Source organism: Mangrovimonas sp. ST2L15, from assembly GCF_001280515.1.
Classification (GTDB): Bacteria; Bacteroidota; Bacteroidia; order Flavobacteriales; family Flavobacteriaceae; genus Mangrovimonas; species Mangrovimonas futianensis.
Window position 1 is genome coordinate 1,443,539 of the sequence record NZ_LBIQ01000030.1, and the last position, 14,289, is coordinate 1,457,827.

The following is a 14,289-nucleotide window of genomic DNA, read 5'->3' on the forward strand; positions in this document are numbered from 1 at the left end:
ATTATCTTTTAAGAGTAAAGTGGCTTTTAAAAATACGTCCATCCTGTAGGGTAATAAAGAACCAGTAGTCATCTGTTGGTAGAGGTTCTCCGTTCAGAGTGCCATCCCATCCCATTCCCAGAGGATCAATTTTTGTAATTAGTTTTCCGTATCTGTTGAAAATGAGTATTTCGGTATTGGGTTGGGTAAATTGGGTAACCCCAATAATTTGCCAAAAGTCATTTTGGCCATCATTGTTTGGTGTAAAATATTTTGGGAAGCCAATGACCGAGACCATATCTTCAACCAGGCCGCAATCATTTTTCACATCCCTTACGGCGACTGTGTAAATTCCCGGAGGAACGTTTTGAAATGTCGTTTGTGGTTGGAAATCGGCAAATAGCCCATTCTGATTGAAAAGAGCAAATTCATATGTTCCCTCTCCCGAAACAACAATTGAAATGGTATTGTTTTCTGAAGCATCAGTAACATGTATGGCTTCGATAGTTGCTATATTGGAGGGTGATACAACTATGGTCCTGCTCTTGCTGCAACCCCAAACATTGGTAGCTGTAACCGTGTAGGCTCCCACGGTGTTTACCTGGATATCTGGTGTTGTTTCCCCAGTAGACCATTCAAAGGTGTTATTGGTGCTTCCATCAAAAATGCCAGCATTCAGTGTAATGGACTCCGGTGAATCATTTAGGCAATAGAAAACCTCAACGTCACTTTGCAGGTTAGGAAGTTCGTGCACCCTTAAGGTCACTTCGGCAATCCCGTAGCATGCATTATTGTTTTCTGCGCGTGCATAAATAACCTGAAAATAGGGAATTGAATTGGTGTATGAGGCTTCAAGGGCATTTTCTTCTAGAAGGGCATCATCATATGAGCTGTAGAAGGAAATAGGGAAACTGATGTTGTTGTTATTTTGTATTTGTAATGCCACCTCGTTTAAGTCAAACGTATTGATACCGTCTTCAGAGTTGGGCTCATCACAAACACCGGGGACTTCATAGTCTGAAATTTGGGTGGTGCTAACTTCAAGGCTTACCTGTGAAATGCTGTAACATCCTGTCGAGGGGTCAAATACCCTGGCAAAAATAATTTGAGGGTTAGTTGTATTCAAATAGTTGTAATCCAAAGGTTGCAGGTTGTCTTGAGCTTCCTCAAAAGATTCAAAATAGGCAATAGAAACTTGGTCAGGAGTGTTTGAAACTAGGCTGTTAGCTTCATTCAAATTGAACAGGGTGATTCCGTCAGGGCTAAAGTCTTGGTCACACTGCAAAAGAGTGGTGTCAAAGGCTTCGGGTGTTGGATTTATCTGAACTGTGAAAAAGTCAATATCAAAGCAATCCTCATTGTTAACATTTTTCACTTTTACATAAATATCCTGTAAAAAAGGTGTGCTATTATAATAGTTTAATGGAAGGCTATTTTCATTATTAATGGCATCGTTTTCAGATTCATAGAATGTTATGGAAAACAAATCGGGATCTTGTCCATTATATATTAAATCAATAAGAGAGGATAAATCTATTTCAGCTTGGCCATTAGTTTGGTTTCCATCGTTCAATCCTTCATCACAGAAAACGATATTTTGAAGCTCGGGGATGATGGGGGTGTCAAAAACAGTGATAAAAAATGAGGACAGATCATAGCAATTAGGGCTTCCGGTTAAATCAACTCTAACAAATATTTCTTGCGGATTGGTTGAATTGATAAAAGGGGAGCCTATTTCATTTTCTTTATTTTGTGCGTCTTCTGAAGATTGAAAAAAGTGAACGCTATATACCTCTGGATCTTGTCCATTAAGAGCTTGATCTCCCAAAGTGGAAAAGTCAAATTGTATAATACCATCATTGTTATCGTCGCACTCTAAAATATCTTCTACTTCATGGGAAATAGGATTAGGGAAGTATTCAATTAAGGCCTCTCCTTCCAAATAATCACAGTCTCCATCAATAAATTCAATTATAACATTATAGAATCCTGCCTGATTAATGACAAGATTATAACTAGTTTCAGGAATGATGTCTCCGTTAAACCTCCATGTATAGATAGCATTTTCTAGTTGTGGTGCCGTAAGCGTAAAAGAGGAGCCTTCACATAATGGAAGGTAGGTGGATGTTACTTCTTGATTTCCTATAATGTCGACCTTTTCAGTGAAAAAGGATGTTATAAAAGGCGGTAGACCTTGGGTTGCCAAATTGCTCCCGAGATTTATAGCATTATTTTCATAATCGCAATTTATGCCCGCAATATTGGGGTCATTTATAACACTTAAAAACGGAAGACCTAATTCATAAGTGGCACTCATGGTTCTATATATTTTTCCATTAGGCCCTAACTGTAAGGCACTTCTATATAAATTTTGTTGGTCAAGAAGTACTTGAGAATCGTTAATGTTTGTAGCTGTTAAATCAAATTGGACAAGTTTAGAGTGATGGTTGTTGGGGTTCTGATCACCTTCGCCAAATAGATCATTTGAAGAAGAAGCATAAAGAAGTTCGCTACTAGGAGAAAATTCAATCCCATAAGGCGTATTGTTGTTCCCGTTAATGAGTAGTTTTAGAGAATTTGATACCACCCCAGTTGCTTTATCAAAATCAAAAATATAGAGTCCATCTTGTCCATTGGCAGCAGCCATTTTAGTGCCATCGGGTGAGAACTTTAAATATCCTCTCAAATCATTAACGTTCAAATTTCCAAAACTTGAAGTAATAGCCGTCGAAGAAACCCCATTTTCATCTACACCAAATACATGAAATGTATTCATTGAGCTTGCTGAATTACCCGTTGGATTGGATAGGGTAACAACCCAAACCTTACCTGTTTCACAGCTTTGTAAAACTGCAGAAATTTTTTCTGAACATTGGTTAAGCAGATTGATATTCTTTTGAACGACATCACCGTTCCCGCCATCCAATGTCATATCTACAATTGAATATTTCAACCCAGTCAAGGATTGATTACTTCCTACCGTAAATATGTAATAAATGTTAGGGTCATCAGGTTTGGGGACAATAATGGCCGACTGACTACTAGAAGAATCCCCTAAAAGACCAAAGCCATTTGGCATGAGGGTATGATGCTTATTGTAAACAAGTGTTCCATCGGTATACAATAAAAGATTCCCATCATTATCTGAAATCGAAGCACAACCCTCCAAAGTGGTCAGTTGCCCATCATTTACAGATGTAACAGTTCCATCATCATTAAATGTTATTCCAGCATTTTGACCAAAATACCAATTAGAAGCTTCTTGTTGGGCATGGATTTTACTGAAAAAAAGGAGTATGAATATACAGAGGGTAATCGATCTCATTTTTGATAGCAATAGCTACCAAATATATTATAAATCTCGCTTTTTTAATAATCTAAAAGATAAAAATACAAATATACCCGTCCAAGCCATTACGGTCAATATTTCATGCCAATGGACTGCATAATCATAGGTAAGGTCTATCTTGTCAGGATACTTGGTCATGATGATTCTTTGAAAAGGTTGGTCTATCAATTTATACATAGAGCCTAAAGGCAATCTATTCCATACTTGCCAAGCTGCATTGGTGCTTTCGGTGATTTCATAAACTCCCCAATAGATCAACCATTCTACAATATAAAGGATAAATAGGAACCCTAGTGCAAACGCAGATTTTCTTAAAAGCATGCCTAAAAGAAGACATAGGCTGAAGAACCCAGTCAGTTTCATAAAATAGGCCAATAAAAAGTCCATTTCTCTAAAGATGATCGAGGCTTCTGTATAACTCGAATAATAGAGGCCTATAAAGAATGTTGCTAGTCCAATTAATAAGGTCGCGACCAGAGAAAAGAATACAATGGTATAAAATTTTGATAGTATGAATTCTTTCTTGCTCAAACCGTCAATAAGGTTTTGTTTTAAAGTTTTGTTGCTATATTCATTACTTATCATGCTTACTACAACGATGGCAAAGAACAGTTTAAAATAAGAAGCAAAGAAAGTTGTTATGTGCCAAATTATAGGGAAATTGAAAATTCCCAACTCTCCCAATTCCAACGTGAAAAAGCCAAAGAAATTAATTTTGATGGAGGATAGTATCAAAACAGTAAATGGCAAAATGAATGATATAAATATCAAGATTTTACTCGTTCTGTTAAGAAGCAATTTTTGTAATTCTAAATTAATTAGACGTAACATATGATCTGATGGTTTTAGTTGGGTTGGATTAATTGTCGGTTAATTGAAGGAACTGTTCTTCTAGGCTTTCTTTTCTTTTAACCAAATGGGAAAGTGTAATGCCATTTTCAAACATCAATTTATTAATGTCTTGAGCCTCCATTGGTTGGTCAAGGAAGGCCACTATCAACCCTTCTTCAATTTTGATCTTTCCAAACATTTTTTTCTCTTCTAAGAACTGAATCAATTTATCTGTATCGTTTGATCGAAGTTCCAAATAGCCATGACTACTAATCATTTCGTCTACTGGGCCTGAATAAAGTTTTTCGCCTTTTCTTAAAACAACCACATGAGAACATACTTTTTCAACTTCATCTAATAGGTGGGATGCAAGCAAAATAGTCGTGCCGTCTGATGCAATCTTTTTAATTAGGGATCTAATTTTATGAATTCCTTGTGGATCTAAACCATTGGTGGGTTCGTCCAAAATCAAAATTTCAGGATCATTTAAAAGGGCAGAGGCGATAGCTAGCCTTTGTTTCATCCCCAATGAATAAGTTCTGAATTTATGGTCCTTTCTATCCCATAAATCTACAAGTTCCAATTTTTCTTGAATTTTGCTGTAATCCACTTCTTTGATCTTACAAACCAACTTTAAATTTTCGTAAGCTGTCATGTAGGGATAAAAGTTAGGCCTTTCAATAATGGCACCTACTTTTTTCAAAGCTTCATGTGTTGACAAATTGCCATTAAACCATTGAAATTCGCCAGTGGTTTTGTTAACAACATTTAAAACAATGCCTAAAGTAGTTGATTTACCACTTCCGTTAGGACCTAAAATACCATAAACATTTCCTTTGTTTATAGTAAATGATAAATCTTTAACAGCAGTGAGGTAGCCAAATTTCTTGGTAAGATGATTGATGGTGAGTATTGGTTCCAAATTGTTTTTGATTGTTTAGTTAAAAATATGACGAACTTGTCTTCAGAATGTTACAATTTATTTGAAAAACCTAAATTTAGTTTAAATTTAAGCTATGGATGATTTAAAGATATCAAAAAAGAAACCGACTTACCCAGTAAGTAGTAAATTACATGATTATCTGCAGGAATATAACAGAAATATACGCCTGCCCATATTCTATGATGACCTGTTAAGGTTTCAAGGATCCATAGTGGTTTATGATAAAAATGATGAGGACACTATGTGGATTCGAGTTTATTATAATGAATTTGACAGGGAAGAGATAGATTTAAGCTTGAAAAGGGTCTATTCTATCTTAATTTCAGATGGAAACGAAACGATCTTTAAATATCTGAATGTAGACTCTATAGACTACTGCACTTTTGGTAACTCTAAACCTTTTAGAGTTAAAGTTAGAAACATTCTCAATGACAACTATACTTATTTCTATGTGAAAAAGGCCGATGCGTCTAGGGTATATGGTTTGGAGTTGGAGCATATGTTATCACCCTATAATTTAAATTTTTTGGTATACAAAGATACTTTGATAGAGGAGCACATAGCTGGAATACCAGGGGATGAGTTTATCAAACATATGTTGCCTGAATGTAGTCACGCTGAGAAATCTCAAATAGCGAAGGAATTTGTAAAGTTCAATGAACGCTGTATGATTAGGTTGCTAGGTGATATGCGTTCTTATAATTATGTCATTGTTCCCATTCATGATTTTGACCATGTGGTATATAAAATTAGAGCCATCGATTTTGATCAACAGTGCTATGAGGGCAAATTGAAAATTTACAGGCCGCAATTCTTCAAGGAAAATTTTAAAATGGTGGAGTTGGTCAAGGAGAAAATTCAAAAGGAGTCCATTGAACAGTATAAAATAGAAGAGCGCTCCATCGTTGCCAAAAGAATGATCAGTTATCATGAAAGAATAGAAGAACTTTTGGATTGCATGCAAAATGATACTTTGTCAACCCCTGAGCACATAGCCATCTTAAAAGAGGAAATATATAATTACACGATGGATGTCGAATTTAGGAGAAGTAAGGGAATGGGGCAGATAATGAAAAATGCCTTGGATTTCGTTAAGCGAAATTACCAAGGCATGAATATGAAAAACTTTTTTTAATTCCAGTTTTCGTCAAAATCTAGACTTTCATAATCATCAATGTCGTAATCGTCATCAAACTCATCGTTGAACTCGTCTAAATCATCGGCTTCAAAACTCCTTTCTGGAGCTTCGTCTGGAATTTGTCCATGGACAAACATTAAATTCGGATAATCGGTCCCTTCAGCTTCCTCAACAATTTCAGCCAATTCAACTAAAAATGTCCACATACTGAAAAAATCGTAAATATAGATAAGCCTGGTTTGAGCCTCATGAACCACATCGTTTAGGGTCGTTTCATTCATTAACCGGGCATTGGCTTCGTCGCTAATGTCGAACAATGAAATTTCTTCACCTTGTTCCCACTCATCATTACTAACATAAAACGAGGCCATTTCACTACCATCAAACCCAAAAGATTGAGTAATAGTATTATGGAAATCTTCTAATGTATCATTTTCACGAATCTCGATATCTCTAAAAATATCGTCTTCTGTATCGTTATCCAAAATGACTCTAAATCTGTAAATCATAGCTTTCTTTATTAATGCAAAGTTAGTAGTTTCCTTTTATTTGCTGAAACGATGCAGTGTAAAAGTCATACCCGTTAACAAGAAAAATGCACCAACTTGGTGTGCTACACCAAGCCAAACAGGAACTTGAAGCAAAATGGTGAAAACGCCCAGTAAAAATTGCAGTCCTACCAGAACAAGTAAATAGTTGATAGATTTTTTTTGTAAATCTGTTAAGGTCAATTTTTTAGATTGGTTCCATATGATCAAAATCATAAGAACCACAATATAAGCTAGTGTTCTGTGTACAAATTGAACGCCACTTTTTCCTTCAAAGAAATTTAGCCATAATGGAGATTGTTCCATCAAAACCGTTTCATGCATAAATTGACCCTCGCTCATCATGGGCCAATGGTTATGAATAAATCCAGCATCTAAACCAGCTACGAAGGCACCATATATAATTTGAATTAACAAAATGACCATGCTCCATCTTACTAAATTTCTAAAAGAAAGATTTACAGTTTTTCGGTTGGGATAAATTAAATCCAAAGCCACCCAGAAGGTATATGCAAAGGTCACAAAAGCGGTTGTTAAATGAGCTGCCAACCTAAAATGACTAACGTCTGGCCGGTCAACCAATCCGCTTTTTACCATGTACCAACCTAAGAACCCTTGGAACGCTCCCATTCCCAAAAGGATGATTGATTTTTTAATGGTTTTTGAGGTTAACTGCTTAGTCATTAAAAAATAGATAAAAGGAATTAGGAAGACAACACCTATTAACCTTCCTATTAATCTATGAAACCACTCCCAAAAATAGATGTCTTTAAAATCTTCTAAAGAAAAATGGGTATTGAGCTTTTGGTATTCTGGATATTGTTTGTAGAGGTCAAAAGCTTCATGCCATTCCTGCTCTGTGATAGGTGGGATAGCTCCCGAAATCAATTTGTAATTTGAAATGGATAATCCCGAGTGTGTCAATCTGGTAATGCCACCTACAATAACCATTATAAATATGAGAAAACAGCCCGTAAAGAGCCAGTAAATCACTTTTTTGTTGTCTTTCTTCATGATTTATTTAATTGTTTTTCAAAACAAACACTATTTTCAATTCCTTGATAGGGACCATAGTTTTCGATAATCTGATACCCATTTTTCTTGTAAAGTTGAATGGCTTCAGGTTGTTTTTTTCCGGTCTCCAATACGGCTTTTTTGAAACCTATTTCATTGGCCCAATTTTCTAGACCTAATAAAATGGTTGAGGCAAATCCTTTTCCTCTGTAATCAGGAAGTACATACATTCTTTTAATTTCGACGGAAGTAGAATCCATTTTTTTAAAGGCACCACAGCCTATAGCCATACCTCCCTGATAAAAAATTAAACAATGGTGTAGGGTGTCAATACCGTTAAATTGCGCATAAAATGAATGCTCTTCGCCATCTCTTGAAGCCAAATCCAAATCCAAAGCTTTCACTAATTCAATGAAGTCTGGATGAGAGGAATCGGTTCTAAGAAGGTCAATCATTGCTTATTTCTTGATTTATGGTAAGTCCTAGTCTTTTTCCTTCTTCTAGCATCAATTGGAAAGCAGCGTCATGTTCATTTGGAATGTCACCTTCCAGAATGGCTTCCTTAATCGCTTCCTTAATGATGCCAATTTCTTTGGATGGCTTAATATTGAAGGTGTTCATAATATCTTCGCCGCTAATAGGTGGTTGAAAGTTCCTTACGTGATCCCGTTCTTCGACTTCAATAATTTTGTCTCGTACTACTTTGAAGTTGTTATGGTATTTTCTGAATTTCTTTGGGTTTTTTGTGGTAATATCGGCTTCACAAAGTGTCATTAAATCATCCACAAAGTCACCAGCATCAAAGACGAGTCTTCTTACGGCCGAGTCCGTTACTTCTTCATTTGCTAGTACTATAGGACGCGAACTCATCATGACCATTTTTTGAACGAATTTCATTTTTTCGTTTAATGGCATTTTAAGTCTTTTGAATAATCTATAGACCATTTTTGATCCTTCAAATTCATGACCGTGGAAGGTCCATCCAATTTTCTTATGGAATTTTTTGGTAGGGGCTTTACCTATATCATGTAAAAGAGCAGCCCAACGTAACCACACGTCATCGGTATTTTCTGAAATATTGTCAACGACCTCCAAAGTATGATAAAAATTATCCTTGTGACGTTGGCCTTCAACTTCGTCGATACCTTTTAAAGCTGTTAGTTCGGGTAATATTTTATCTAAAAGCCCTGTTTTTTCCAAAAGAAGAAAACCTTTTGATGGTTTGGGGCTTTCCAAAATTTTATGAAGTTCGGTAACTATGCGTTCTTTGGTGATTATTTTGATGCGCTTGTTGTTTCTTTCAATCGCCTTTAAAGATTCTTCTTCAATCCAAAAATCCAATTGGGTAGCAAATCTAATAGCTCGCATCATTCGCAAAGGATCATCACTGTATGTGATATCTGGATCTAAAGGAGTTTTTATTGTTTTATCTTCTAAATCCTGGATTCCATTAAACGGATCCAACAATTCTCCAAAAGCATTTTTATTTAGGTTTAAAGCCAGGGCATTGATGGTGAAGTCTCTTCGATTTTGATCATCTTCCAAAGTGCCGTCTTCAACTACCGGATTTCGACTATCTTCATTATAACTTTCTTTGCGAGCACCTACAAATTCAATTTCCAAATCTTCATAACGCAGCATGGCAGTTCCGTAGGTTTTAAAGACCTGGACCTTTGGTTTGTTTGGTAAATTTTTTGAAACTTGTTTGGCTAAAGCAATGCCGCTTCCAACAGCCACAATATCTATATCTTTTTTGGAGTCTCTACCTAATAGAAAATCCCTAACAAACCCCCCAATAACATAGCTATCTAATCCTAATGTTTGAGCAGATTCAGAAATGATTTGAAAAATGGGGTGTTGTATGGCTTCTTTGTAATTCATGAGAATGAAACACTTTTACCTCGTCTTTGGTTGTAAAAGGTTGTTATTTTCTAATCACTTGAACTTTACCATCATTGCTTAATTTGATTATTGCTGATGGGTTCGTTCCAGATTTTACATTCGGCAAATTTACCACATAATCTACACCTTTTAAAATCTCCTCATTAATTTCTTTGAAGGATTTTGGAGTACTTTCACCACTGATATTTGCAGAAGTAGAAACAAGAGGTTTTCTTAACTTTTTTATGAGTTGATGAGCAAAACCTTCGCGTATAACTCTAATGGCAAGTGTGTCATCTGCAGCTACCAAATTTTCAGCTACTCTTATGGGCCTATCATAAATAATAGTTGTTGGTTTTACGGCATATTTTAAAATGTCATAGGCAACTTCAGGAACATCCTCAACATACTGATTTAACATCTTAAAGTCGCTTACAAGACAAATCATAGATTTACTTTCAGAACGGCGCTTAAGTTCATAAATTTTATTGATGGCGTCAAAATTGGTAGCGTCGCAGCCAATTCCCCAAACAGTATCTGTTGGATAGAGAAGGGTACCACCTTGTTTAAGGGTTTCCAGAGAATTTACTAGTTCTTTTTGAAATGCAGTATTCAACTTATTTATATCTTTGAAATTCATGCAAAATTAAATGAATCTAATTTATTATACGTCCAATAAAGGAAATTTTGGAGACGATTTAAATAAATGGCTTTGGCCAAAGGTGTTTGGGGATCAATTTCTTGATGAAAATAGTGATATTGCCTTTTTGGGTATCGGGTCTATTTTAATGAGGGATTCAAACTATCTTCATAAGGCATCAGAATTTTCGAAGAAGGTTGTTTTTGGAACTGGTTTGAGATCAATTGATGAGGATTTGGTTTTTGACGAATCTTGGGATTTGATGTTCTTAAGAGGGCCTTTTAGTTCTTTAAGATTGCAAAGGCAAGCCGATAATTTTATTACAGATGGAGCTTATTTTATTGCGCTCCTTGAACAATATGAAAAATATATCAATATGCCTAAGCGACATGAGGTGAGTGTTGTTCCTTATTATCAATCTGTGGATAAGGTTGATTGGAATGCAATCTGTAAGGCTAATTCTTGGAATCTTATTTTACCTACAGGTGATGATGTAGAAGGGTTCATTGAGGAGATTGCTGCAAGTAAGTATGTTATTTCTGAAGCAATGCATGGTGCGATTATTGCCGATGCACTAAGAGTTCCTTGGAAACGATTTAAATTCTACTCTCATAAAATGGAAGGTGATAAGGTAGCCGAATGGAAATGGAATGATTGGATGTTTTCTGTAGGAATTTATGAGAGCCAATATATCGATACTGAAATAAAGAGAGAGAAATTAAAATATAAGTTGGTCCCTTCCTGGTACCAGGCACGAAATCAAAAGAAAATTTTGGAGAAATTCCAAAATCATCAATTGGTGCCTTTTACGTTATCATCTGATGATCGATTTAAGGAAATCGTAAGCCAATTGGAAAGTAAAAAACAGGAATTCATTAAAAAATACCTGTCATAGATGAATAAGGATACCAAGAAAATTCTTTTTTTTTATCCTGAGAACCCACTTCAGCTTCATCAGGGTAATAATGCTCGGGCGCTTGCTTTATTGAAATATTTCAGGGAGAGGGAATTTGAAGTTGATTTTGTAGGTGAACAAAAGGAAGGAATTTCTTTATCAGAACTGGAAAGTCTGAAAAATCTTGGATTTGTAAACAATTGTTGGCTGTTACCTGATACTAAAAGCGGAGGCCTCAAATACCTTTTTCAAGTATCACTACCTAAAAAAATGTCTAAAATTCCTAAAGCCTTTGATAGAAGAAAATTAGGACATCAACAAGCATTTAATGAGATCCTTAAAGGAAACAATTATGATTTTGTTGTTATTTCCTATTCATGCTGGATTCCTTTAATATTAAATAATCCTCATTTAAAAGATTCCCAAATCATAGTAGATACTCATGATTTGCTAACCTCACAATTTAAATCTTACAAATCTTTTGAATTAGGTAGTTTTTTTAGCGCTGAGATGCAATTATTGGATGCAATGGATAGGGTTTGGGCGATTTCAATTGAGGAAAAGTACTTATTTGAACAATTTCTAAGTAGTAAGGTAGATTTAGTACCTCATATTCAGCAAAAAAATGAGTTTCACGTTGAAAAGAGTATTGATATCCTTTATGTAGCAAGTGATAATGAACATAATCGTATTGGAGCTCGTTGGTTTTTTGATCATGTTTATCCAATGTTGTCAAACGATTTGAAAATTACGGTAGTAGGTAAAGTTGGAGATTTCATTTCAGATGGTGACCAAATTAAGAAGATTAGATATGTAGAGGATTTGACAGAGGTTTATGCGCAAGCAAGGGTTGTTATTTGTCCCATGTTTAGTGGAACCGGATTAAAGATTAAGGTCGTTGAAGCCTTGTCTCATGGACTGCCAGTAGTGTGTAACGAGAGGGGAGTGGATGGTTTAATTAACAAAACAAGGAACGGTTGTTTAGTGACAAATTCTCCAACAAAGTTCTCTGGTTTCATAGATAAACTTCTGAATGATATAGATTTTTATAAGGAGCATAGTAGTTTAGCTCATTCTTTTTTTGATGAACAATTCTCCAAAGAGCAGGTTTACTCTAAACTAGATAGTATTTTTGAAATTGAATAAGATTGGGATTAATGAAAAAGATAAAAAAGACATGGTATAAGCTTGTTGATAGGGACAAGTATTTGGAAATTAAACAAGAGATCAGACAGGATAAAGTAAGGGAAAAATTTTCTCCAAGCTTAATTAATGAGTTAAGCAGAATTAATAATCAGATCGCTACAAAAACATCCCTTAATTTTGTGCATTCCGGTCATATGGGAGATTTACTATATGCCCTACCTGTCATTAAAGAACTTGCCAAAACAAAAGAGTGCCATTTGTATGTCAAGTTAGATGAACAGTATAATGAGAACTATTACAAACACCCTTCTGGTAATACTTTAATTTCTAAAAGGTCATATAATATGTTGGAGCCCCTGTTGAAGGCTCAAACTTATTTAAAGTCGGTAAAACCTTACCAAGGGGAGTCCATTGATGTTGATTTAGATTTGTTTAGGGCGTTACCTATCTCAAATCAATTTCATTCTTTTAGATGGTATTTTCATGTAACGGGTATTCATGCGGATATGACAGAACCTTATTTGGAAGTAACGCCACATGAACAAGTAAAGAATAAGGTTGTTATTGTAAGAACTTTTAGGGCAAGGAATAGTTTTGTGGATTATGGATTTTTAAAGAATTATAATGATTTACTTTTTTTGGGGACTAAGGAGGAGTATGAGGAGCTTCATAAGAGTATCCCAAATTTGGAGTTTTATGATGTTAAGGATTTCTTGGAAATGGCTCAAATAATAAAAGCTTCAAGGTTTTACATCAGTAATCAAACTATGGCTTATGCCATTGCAGAAGGCTTAAAGGTGCCAAGATTATTGGAGGCCTTTCCAGATTTTCCCGTTATTTTTCCGACGACAACCAATGGTAGGGATTTCTATTTTCAAGATCAATTTGAAAATTATGTGAAAGACATGTTTGACCGATATTAAAGACTAAAGATATTTGTCACCCATGATTTTAAAGTGTATTCTTGATATATTTCTTCTGGTAAACTTTCATAATCAGTCGATATAAATGCTTTTGAGGGTACTTTTGAATCTTCCAAAACAAAAATGTTTTCTGGTTTATAAAAGTTATATGCCTTAACAGATTTGTTGTTAGTAATGATTTTCTTTCTTAAACCCATAGCTTCAAAAAACCTAAAACTTAAGCCTGTTTGATTTTTTCTGATCAAATCAATAATGCAATGGCATTGTTCATAAAATGCTAGCATCTCATTTTGTGAAAGTGGTTGAAATTGGAAATCAATAAGATCACCGTAAGATTCAATGAGTTTTGAAAGTTTTCTTTCTTTTCCAACCACAATGCATCTATGCTTAATATTGTATGGTTTTAAGTTTTTCAATAGAGAAATTAATTCATCAAAGCGGTCGTCATAAGAACCGACAAAACCTATATCGTAAACCTCTTTAGTTTCAATAGTTTTATCAATGTAATTATAGTTTGAAGTTGGAAGGAAACCGTATTTCGCTATATCCTCTAGGTCAAAGGAATAAATTTTATCAAAAACCCCGTTCAATAAATGGTCAACGGAATATCTGGACATACTATCATAAAGGTAGGCCATATAGTTTTTTGTGAATTCTTTGATCTTGAGATGGTATTTCAACTCAATAATCTCGGGGTTGATCACCAATATCTGATCTTGTTGACCAAGTTCCTTTAATCTTTGGATAATATACTCCTGTCTTCTTATTTTTTTCAGGTTCTTTTTGGCGAAAGTTTTACTTAATGCATTCGTTATTTTGTCTTTAAGGCTTTGGTGCTGGTAGTCTCCAATTTTGATATGATGTGCTACATGCCCAAGGTTATTTAGGCAATTGACGATGTGATAATCATAATTCCAATGATCAAAACTTATGATGCAAATTTTTTGAGGCATTTATCAGGAATTTGAGTTAAAAATAAAGGAAATTAATTTATTGATGACC

The 14,289-nt window shown here is 35.1% G+C and carries 13 protein-coding genes; 4 read left to right on the forward strand and 9 right to left on the reverse strand.

What is annotated here, in order from left to right:
* Position 1 precedes the first annotated feature (1 nt).
* From ZA07_RS10265 to ZA07_RS10275, 3 genes are read right to left on the reverse strand one after another with little or no spacing between them, the layout of a single operon-like run.
* Entirely contained in the window at positions 2–3,304 is a 3,303-nt protein-coding gene (locus ZA07_RS10265) for a T9SS type B sorting domain-containing protein (protein WP_053971592.1), read from the reverse strand.
* A 27-nt stretch (positions 3,305–3,331) separates the two neighbouring features.
* Entirely contained in the window at positions 3,332–4,159 is an 828-nt protein-coding gene (locus ZA07_RS10270; RefSeq protein ID WP_053971593.1) for an ABC transporter permease, read from the reverse strand.
* Between the two features lie 28 nt (positions 4,160–4,187).
* Entirely contained in the window at positions 4,188–5,081 is an 894-nt protein-coding gene (locus ZA07_RS10275; protein WP_053971594.1) for an ABC transporter ATP-binding protein, read from the reverse strand.
* Between the two features lie 94 nt (positions 5,082–5,175).
* Here ZA07_RS10275 and ZA07_RS10280 point away from each other — a divergent pair, with 94 nt between their 5' ends.
* Complete coding sequence (locus ZA07_RS10280; protein ID WP_053971595.1) at positions 5,176–6,237, forward strand: hypothetical protein; 1,062 nt, start codon at positions 5,176–5,178, stop codon at positions 6,235–6,237.
* On the opposite strand, the gene ZA07_RS10285 is transcribed toward ZA07_RS10280, so the two are convergent.
* The 5 genes from ZA07_RS10285 to ZA07_RS10305 are packed head-to-tail and all read right to left on the reverse strand — an operon-like array spanning position 6,234 to position 10,323.
* Complete coding sequence (locus ZA07_RS10285) at positions 6,234–6,749, reverse strand: plasmid pRiA4b ORF-3 family protein (protein WP_053971596.1); 516 nt, start codon at positions 6,747–6,749, stop codon at positions 6,234–6,236. The two genes, ZA07_RS10280 and ZA07_RS10285, sit on opposite strands and share 4 nt — an antisense overlap.
* A 36-nt stretch (positions 6,750–6,785) precedes the next feature.
* Positions 6,786–7,802: a COX15/CtaA family protein gene (locus ZA07_RS10290; RefSeq protein WP_053971597.1), complete on the reverse strand. Its 1,017-nt coding sequence runs from the start codon at positions 7,800–7,802 to the stop codon at positions 6,786–6,788.
* A complete protein-coding gene (locus tag ZA07_RS10295) occupies positions 7,799–8,257 on the reverse strand; it encodes a GNAT family N-acetyltransferase (RefSeq protein WP_053971598.1) in 459 nt (152 codons plus the stop codon). The genes ZA07_RS10290 and ZA07_RS10295 overlap by 4 nt, the downstream gene beginning before the upstream one ends.
* The gene (locus tag ZA07_RS10300; protein WP_053971599.1) at positions 8,250–9,683 is read right to left on the reverse strand and encodes a CCA tRNA nucleotidyltransferase; all 1,434 of its coding nucleotides are present in this window, start codon (positions 9,681–9,683) and stop codon (positions 8,250–8,252) included. Before ZA07_RS10300 ends, ZA07_RS10295 begins: the two co-directional genes overlap by 8 nt.
* 43 nt (positions 9,684–9,726) lie before the next feature.
* Entirely contained in the window at positions 9,727–10,323 is a 597-nt protein-coding gene (locus ZA07_RS10305) for an L-threonylcarbamoyladenylate synthase (protein ID WP_053971600.1), read from the reverse strand.
* A 10-nt stretch (positions 10,324–10,333) separates the two neighbouring features.
* Between ZA07_RS10305 and ZA07_RS10310 the strand changes: the two genes are divergently transcribed.
* The 3 genes from ZA07_RS10310 to ZA07_RS10320 are packed head-to-tail and all read left to right on the forward strand — an operon-like array spanning position 10,334 to position 13,287.
* On the forward strand, positions 10,334–11,218 hold the full coding sequence (locus ZA07_RS10310; RefSeq protein WP_053971601.1) for a polysaccharide pyruvyl transferase family protein: 885 nt from the start codon (positions 10,334–10,336) through the stop codon (positions 11,216–11,218).
* The gene (locus tag ZA07_RS10315) at positions 11,219–12,364 is read left to right on the forward strand and encodes a glycosyltransferase (RefSeq protein ID WP_053971602.1); all 1,146 of its coding nucleotides are present in this window, start codon (positions 11,219–11,221) and stop codon (positions 12,362–12,364) included.
* Between the two features lie 11 nt (positions 12,365–12,375).
* Positions 12,376–13,287, forward strand: a complete 912-nt coding sequence (locus tag ZA07_RS10320; RefSeq protein WP_053971603.1) for a hypothetical protein — start codon at positions 12,376–12,378, stop codon at positions 13,285–13,287.
* Here ZA07_RS10320 and ZA07_RS10325 read toward each other — a convergent pair.
* Positions 13,284–14,240, reverse strand: a complete 957-nt coding sequence (locus tag ZA07_RS10325; RefSeq protein ID WP_053971604.1) for a hypothetical protein — start codon at positions 14,238–14,240, stop codon at positions 13,284–13,286. The two genes, ZA07_RS10320 and ZA07_RS10325, sit on opposite strands and share 4 nt — an antisense overlap.
* Positions 14,241–14,289: the final 49 nt, after the last annotated feature.

Excerpts from the sequence above, each read along its gene's own strand:
- ZA07_RS10325 (WP_053971604.1), bottom strand. The coding sequence starts at position 14,240 with ATGCCTCAAAAAATTTGCATCATAAGTTTTGATCATTGGAATTATGAT.
- ZA07_RS10295 (WP_053971598.1), bottom strand. The coding sequence starts at position 8,257 with ATGATTGACCTTCTTAGAACCGATTCCTCTCATCCAGACTTCATTGAA.
- ZA07_RS10270 (WP_053971593.1), bottom strand. The coding sequence starts at position 4,159 with ATGTTACGTCTAATTAATTTAGAATTACAAAAATTGCTTCTTAACAGA.
- ZA07_RS10305 (WP_053971600.1), bottom strand. The coding sequence starts at position 10,323 with ATGAATTTCAAAGATATAAATAAGTTGAATACTGCATTTCAAAAAGAA.
- ZA07_RS10285 (WP_053971596.1), bottom strand. The coding sequence starts at position 6,749 with ATGATTTACAGATTTAGAGTCATTTTGGATAACGATACAGAAGACGAT.
- ZA07_RS10290 (WP_053971597.1), bottom strand. The coding sequence starts at position 7,802 with ATGAAGAAAGACAACAAAAAAGTGATTTACTGGCTCTTTACGGGCTGT.
- ZA07_RS10300 (WP_053971599.1), bottom strand. The coding sequence starts at position 9,683 with ATGAATTACAAAGAAGCCATACAACACCCCATTTTTCAAATCATTTCT.
- ZA07_RS10280 (WP_053971595.1), top strand. The coding sequence starts at position 5,176 with ATGGATGATTTAAAGATATCAAAAAAGAAACCGACTTACCCAGTAAGT.
- ZA07_RS10265 (WP_053971592.1), bottom strand. The coding sequence starts at position 3,304 with ATGAGATCGATTACCCTCTGTATATTCATACTCCTTTTTTTCAGTAAA.
- ZA07_RS10320 (WP_053971603.1), top strand. The coding sequence starts at position 12,376 with ATGAAAAAGATAAAAAAGACATGGTATAAGCTTGTTGATAGGGACAAG.
- ZA07_RS10315 (WP_053971602.1), top strand. The coding sequence starts at position 11,219 with ATGAATAAGGATACCAAGAAAATTCTTTTTTTTTATCCTGAGAACCCA.
- ZA07_RS10310 (WP_053971601.1), top strand. The coding sequence starts at position 10,334 with ATGAATCTAATTTATTATACGTCCAATAAAGGAAATTTTGGAGACGAT.